Consider the following 6,133-nt stretch of genomic DNA (forward strand, 5'->3'; position numbering starts at 1 on the left):
TGGGTGGCGACAAGGAGCTGATATGTCACTACCCACGGTTGTATTTCTCGATAGGGCCACAATCCCTGCTTATATTCGATTGCCAAGCTTACCTTTTGCTCATCATTGGCTTGAGTTTGACTTTACTTCTGCCGAACAAGCGCTCGATCGCCTATCTCAAGCCGATATCGTAATCACCAATAAAGTGGTGCTGGATAGAGCGTTACTCTCACAATGTCCGAAATTGCGCTTGATTGCTGTGTCGGCCACAGGCGTCAATAACGTCGATGTCGATTACTGTCGTGAAGCAGGCATCGCACTGGTGAATGTTCAAGGCTATGCCACCCGTTCTGTTCCGGAACATGTAGTTGGGATGATTTATGCCTTAAGGCGTAACTTGTTTGCTTATCATCAAGATATTGCCAATGGCGAGTGGCAGCGCAATCAACAATTTTGCTTTTTTACTCATCCGATAGGGGATGTTGCAGGTTCAACGCTTGGTATTGTGGGGAGTGGCGCGCTCGGACAGGCAACCGCAGCGTTGGCACGAGCGATAGGCATGCAGGTGATATTTGCTGAACGAAAGGGGGCCAAGGTATGCCGACAAGGTTTTATGCCCTTTGAACAAATGTTAGCGGAGGCGGATGTTGTGAGTTTGCATTGCCCATTGAGCGAGCAAACCCGAAACCTGATAGGTGAGAACGAATTAAAGATGATGAAGCCTAATGCATTGTTGATTAACGCAGGCCGTGGTGGTTTGGTTGATGAGCAAGCACTTGTGACAGCATTGAAATCTGGGCAAATTGCTGGCGCTGGAGTGGATGTATTCAGTCGAGAACCAGCGGACAAAACAAATCCCTTACTAGCCAATATGGATTTGCCAAATTTGTTGCTCACACCACACGTGGCATGGGGTAGTGACTCAGCTATTTCACAATTGGCAACGATTTTGATGGATAACATTGCCGCGTTTGAGCGTGGAGAGCACAAAAATCGCGTCTGCTGATGGCGTGAATAAATAAAAAAGGTCGGTATTTTCACACCGACCTTTTTAATGGTAACGCAATCGCGATTATAGCGCGGCTATGGTCGCTTTCTGTTCTTCCAGTTTAACCAAGGTATCTTGATAGCCATTCAGCTTTTGACGCTCGATAGCGACAACGGCTTCGGGTGCTTTAGCGACGAACCCTTGGTTATTGAGTTTGCCTTCAATGCGTTTGATTTCGCCTTGAGTTTTAGCAATCTCTTTTGCTAAGCGCTCTAGCTCCGCATCTTTATCAATCAAACCAGCCATTGGGATCATCAGCTCAGATTGACCAACCAGCGCCGTTGCACAAGCAGGAGTCTCTTCACCCTCTTCAAGAACGCGTAGTGCCTCCAGTTTAGCCAGTGACAACAGTACCGCTTTGTTCGCTTCTAAACGTGCCACTTCTTGCTTGTTGGCGGCTTTTAGCATCACGTTAAGAGGTTTGCCTGGGTTGATATCGTACTCGGCACGTAGGTTGCGAATGCTAGTAATAAAGGCTTTCACCCATTCGATATCATCTAGCGCCGCTTGGTTGAAGTTCGCTTCATCGTACTGAGGCAGCGCTTGCAGCATGATGGTGTCACCTTCAACGCCGTCCACTAATGGCTTAATGCTTTGCCAAATGGTTTCAGTGATATACGGGATCACTGGGTGCGCGAGGCGTAATGTTTTCTCTAATACCGTAATTAATGTACGGCGCGTTGCACGTTGCTGCGCTTCACTGCCTTTCCACAATACGGGTTTAGTCAGCTCTAAGTACCAGTCGCAGAATTGGTTCCAGATGAATTCGTAAAGGGTATTTGCCGCCATATCTAAACGGAAGTTGTTGATATGGTTGTTGAACTCTTTAGCCGTCAATTCAAATTGAGACTCGATCCATTTATCGGCTAACGAATACTCAAGCTCGCTACCTGCGTTAAAGCCACAATCGAGATCTTCGGTATTCATCAACACGTAACGGCTCGCGTTCCAGAGTTTGTTACAGAAGTTGCGGTAACCTTCTAGGCGTTTCATGTCCCAGTTGATATCACGACCGGTTGAAGCCATCGCTGCTAGCGTGAAACGCAGTGCGTCGGTTCCATAAGGTTCGATACCATTTTCAAAGGTTTTACGTGTATTTTTCTCGATCTTGGCTGCAAGCTGTGGCTGCATCATGTTGCCACAACGTTTTTCAACCAGAGACTCAAGATCAATACCATCGATCATGTCGATAGGATCAAGCACGTTGCCTTTAGATTTTGACATTTTGTCGCCGTTTTCATCACGGATAAGGCCTGTGACATAAACAGTTTTAAATGGCACTTGTGGTTTACCATTCTCATCTTTACAGAAGTGCATGGTCATCATGATCATGCGTGCAACCCAGAAGAAGATGATGTCGAAACCAGTAACAAGAACGTCAGACGGGTGGAATGTTTTTAGTGCCTCAGTATTTTCTGGCCAGCCTTGTGTACCAAAAGTCCAAAGAGCGGATGAGAACCAAGTATCCAATACATCATCATCTTGGCGCAGTACCACCACTGGGGCTAGGTTGTTTTGTTCGCGCACTTCTTCTTCGCTACGGCCGACATAAACGTTGCCGTCGTTGTCATACCAAGCAGGAATACGATGACCCCACCAAAGTTGGCGTGAGATACACCAATCTTGCACGTCACGCATCCATGAGAAGTACATGTTTTCGTACTGCTTAGGCACAAATTGAATCTCGCCATCTTCAACGGCTTTGGTTGCGACTTCCGCTAGTGGCGCTGTGCGTACGTACCATTGGTCGGTCAGCATCGGTTCGATAACCACACCACCACGGTCACCGTAAGGAATGGTGAGGTCGTGATCTTTGATTTCTTCAAGCAGGCCGAGAGCTTCAAATTCAGCTACGATGGCTTTACGTGCCGCAAAGCGCTCCATACCTTGGTATTTAGCAGGTAGATCGCTGCTGTAAGCGTCACTTGGTTCACCATTGGTGTTGAACACTTCGGCGGCGTCACGAATGTTGGCATCAAAGGTGAAAATGTTGATCATCGGCAGTTGGTGGCGCTTACCGACTTCATAGTCATTGAAGTCGTGAGCAGGGGTGATCTTCACACAGCCTGTGCCTTTTTCCATGTCGGCGTGCTCATCGCCCACGATAGAAATGCGACGATTGACGATTGGCAGCATGATCTCTTTGCCGATCAGAGCTTGGTAGCGTGGATCTTCAGGGTTAACCGCTACGCCTGTGTCACCCAGCATGGTTTCAGGACGAGTGGTCGCAACAACAATGTAGTCTTTACCGTCTGCTGTTTTTACGCCGTCAGCCAGTGGGTAACGGAAGTGCCACATGTGACCTTTGACGTCTTTGTTTTCTACTTCTAGATCAGAAATTGCAGTGTGCAGTTTTGGATCCCAGTTCACAAGACGTTTACCACGGTAGAGTAAATCTTCTTGGTAAAGGCGAACAAACACTTCTTGAACGGCATTGGATAGGCCCGCATCCATAGTGAATCGTTCACGATCCCAGTCTACCGATGCGCCAAGGCGGCGAAGCTGTTTAGTGATGGTGCCACCTGATTCGCCTTTCCACTCCCAAATTTTGTCGATAAACGCTTCGCGACCGTAGTCATGCTTGGTTTTGCCTTCTTCAGCAGCAATTTTACGTTCAACCACCATTTGGGTAGCAATACCGGCGTGGTCTGTACCCACTTGCCATAAGGTATTTTTGCCTTTCATGCGTTCGCAGCGGATCAAAGTATCCATAATGGTGTCTTGGAATGCGTGACCCATATGAAGGCTACCAGTGACGTTCGGCGGTGGGATCATGATGCTGTACGCTTCTTTTGATGTATCACCGTGAGGCTTAAAGTAGCCGTTCTCTTCCCAAGTCTGATACAGAGCTTGTTCGATTGCTGTTGGGTTATATGTCTTTTCCATAGTGCTCTTAAATGGATACTGTGAATGGTTAATCTTAGTCAAACTTCATAAGTGAAGGATCTTGTTAAAGATCGCCTTAACTATAAGGTTTGACCTATGGATGTTGGATCTCGATTGTTTGCAATTGGTAGCCAGCTTGACGGTAGATTTTATACCTTTCGCGTGCTCGTTGCTTTGCTTTTTCTTCGCAGGGGACGAAGTCTACCACCTCAGCAAAGGCGTTCGCAAAGGTTGTATGATTATCCGCCACATTTATTACCAGTTGACGATTCCAATTGGGTTTGACGTTGGGGTAGCCAATCTCGATATGAGTAGAGTATTTCGGGCCTTCACCCACCAGATTGTGCGCGACAAACTGTTCAGCAGGTACTTGCCATAAATGTTCGGCAAACTGTTCAGCGTGAGTTTTATCATCACAATGCAGATAAATTTTTGCCCCTTGTTTGGCGAAGTGATGAGCCAGAAATAGGACATATTGCTCAAAGCCTGCCAGCGTTGCTTGAGGGCTTTCTTCGTTCACAATGTAAAAGGTGGCTCGCTGCATGTTGTCACCTACTATCTAATCGCTCATCAACAAAAAAGGGCCTTGCGGCCCTTTTCACATTTTGAGGTTATTCCTCAGACTCTTGGCCGCTGCGGTTCAATAAGAACTGGACGAGCAATGAGACGGGACGACCTGTTGATCCTTTTGCTGCTCCTGACTTCCATGCCGTGCCTGCAATATCCAAATGCGCCCAGTTATATTTCTTAGCAAATTTAGATAAGAAGCAGCCAGCGGTAATCGTACCACCAGGGCGACCACCGATGTTTGCCATATCAGCAAATGGACTCTTTAGCTGCTCATGGTACTCGTCGGCCATTGGTAGACGCCATGCGCGATCGCTTGCTTGTTCTGAAGCATTAACCAATTCATGCGCCAATGGGTTGTGGTTTGAAACCACGCCACTGATGTGGTGACCTAATGCAATCACACAAGCGCCAGTTAGTGTCGCCACATCTACCACGCAATCGGGTTCAAAACGCTCAACGTAAGTGAGAGCATCACATAGAACTAAGCGACCTTCGGCATCGGTATTGAGTACTTCAACCGTTTGGCCAGACATAGTCGTGAGAATGTCACCAGGGCGATAGGCATTGCTGCCTGGCATATTTTCACAGCCGGCTAAGATACCCACGACATTTAATGGCAATTTCAATTTAGCCAATGCTTTCATTGCGCCAAAGACTGACGCCGCACCGCACATGTCATACTTCATTTCATCCATGCCTTCGCCTGGTTTTAATGAAATACCGCCGGAATCAAACGTCAGGCCTTTACCCACCAACACAATTGGTTTTGCATCTGGATCTGGGTTGCCTTTGTACTCAATGACCGACATCATCGACTCATTTTTTGAGCCACGACCGACGGCGAGATAAGAGGTCATGCCCAACTTTTCCATCTCTTCTTCACCAATGATTTTGGTGGTGACGCTCTCGTAGTCGTCCGCTAAGCGGCGCGCTTGAGATGCAAGATAAGCTGGGTTGGCAATGTTTGGTGGCATATTGCCGAGATCTTTCGACGCTTTCACACCGGATGCAATCGCAAGGCCGTGTGTAATCGCGCGCTCACCTAAGTTAAGCTCACGGCGAGTCGGTACGTTAAAAACAAGTTTGCGCAGTGGGCGGCGAGTCTCCGGTTTAACGCTCTTGAATTGATCAAAGGTGTACAGACCATCTTTCGTTGCTTCAACCGCTTGGCGTACTTTCCAATAAGTATCACGGCCTTTAACGTGTAGTTCAGTCAGAAAACATACGGCTTCCATTGAACCCGTTTCGTTCAGTGTGCTGATGGTTTTTTGAATGATTTCTTTGTACTGACGTTCGCCTAATTCGCGCTCTTTACCACAACCTACCAGTAAAACGCGTTCAGACAGAACACCAGGGACTTGATGCAGCAGTAGCATCTGGCCGGGTTTACCCTCGAGATCACCACGGCGAAGTAGTGAACTAATATAGCCGTCGCTGATTTTATCAAGCTGCTCTGCTACTGGAGAAAGGCGGCGTGGTTCGAACACTCCAACAACGATACATGCGCTACGTTGTTTCTCTGGACTGCCACTTTTTACACTGAACTCCATGCGTACTCCTACATCCTGAAGACAAATAGAACTAAATGTTAGATAATGCGCTCTTAGTGGTTGAATCCGAGTTTGGATCTACTTTTAATTGAACGCCTAA

4 protein-coding genes are annotated in these 6,133 nt (G+C 47.4%); 1 reads left to right on the forward strand and 3 read right to left on the reverse strand.

Annotation, left to right across the window (positions count from 1 at the left end):
• The first annotated feature begins 22 nt into the window (after positions 1 to 22).
• The gene (locus AACQ17_RS09505) at positions 23 to 985 is read left to right on the forward strand and encodes a D-2-hydroxyacid dehydrogenase (protein WP_094146854.1); all 963 of its coding nucleotides are present in this window, start codon (positions 23 to 25) and stop codon (positions 983 to 985) included.
• A gap of 66 nt (positions 986 to 1,051) precedes the next feature.
• Here the strand turns inward: AACQ17_RS09505 and AACQ17_RS09510 are convergent, their stop codons facing one another.
• The 3 genes from AACQ17_RS09510 to pepA form a co-directional block, all read right to left on the reverse strand.
• A complete protein-coding gene (locus tag AACQ17_RS09510) occupies positions 1,052 to 3,913 on the reverse strand; it encodes a valine--tRNA ligase (protein ID WP_047691075.1) in 2,862 nt (953 codons plus the stop codon).
• A 94-nt stretch (positions 3,914 to 4,007) separates the two neighbouring features.
• Complete coding sequence (locus AACQ17_RS09515; protein WP_017043380.1) at positions 4,008 to 4,457, reverse strand: DNA polymerase III subunit chi; 450 nt, start codon at positions 4,455 to 4,457, stop codon at positions 4,008 to 4,010.
• 67 nt (positions 4,458 to 4,524) lie between these two features.
• Positions 4,525 to 6,033, reverse strand: coding sequence for a leucyl aminopeptidase (gene pepA / locus AACQ17_RS09520; protein ID WP_010318842.1), 1,509 nt, complete (start codon positions 6,031 to 6,033; stop codon positions 4,525 to 4,527).
• Positions 6,034 to 6,133: the final 100 nt, after the last annotated feature.

It is taken from the genome of Vibrio sp. V10_P2A27P122 (assembly GCF_963874335.1).
Taxonomy (GTDB): Bacteria; Pseudomonadota; Gammaproteobacteria; order Enterobacterales; family Vibrionaceae; genus Vibrio; species Vibrio anguillarum.